Source organism: Phytobacter sp. V69 (genome assembly GCF_965644215.1).
Lineage (GTDB): Bacteria > Pseudomonadota > Gammaproteobacteria > Enterobacterales > Enterobacteriaceae > Phytobacter.
The window spans coordinates 1-287 of the sequence record NZ_CBFFRL010000576.1; the positions used below are offsets into that span (position 1 = coordinate 1).

The 287-nt window shown below is 54.0% G+C and carries 1 protein-coding gene; it reads right to left on the minus strand.

What is annotated here, in order from left to right:
- Positions 1-287, minus strand: a 287-nt coding sequence (locus tag ACSZPU_RS26495) for a RecE family exodeoxyribonuclease (RefSeq protein WP_499004590.1), incomplete at both ends; no start/stop codon positions are given.

Genomic DNA, 287 nt, shown 5'->3' on the forward strand with positions numbered 1-287 from the left:
GCGTTCAGTTCGTGGCGTTTATCCTGCGCAAATACCGTTTTAATGGCCTGGGTGTACTTCCAGACGTCATGAGTGGAAAGGCTTTTGAACCCGGCCGCCTTATCTGCCGCCCACAGCATGTTCTGGACGTAGCTGTTATCCGTGTCCATTTCCAGATCGGCGATTTTCTTGCGCTGTTCCATTGTTGCGTGGTGAGTGGACTCCTCGCTAATGAACTGGGACAGGATCAGCGAACGCTGCGACATCTGAGCGACCGGCCACAGCATGGCTTCTTCAACTTTCGGGGA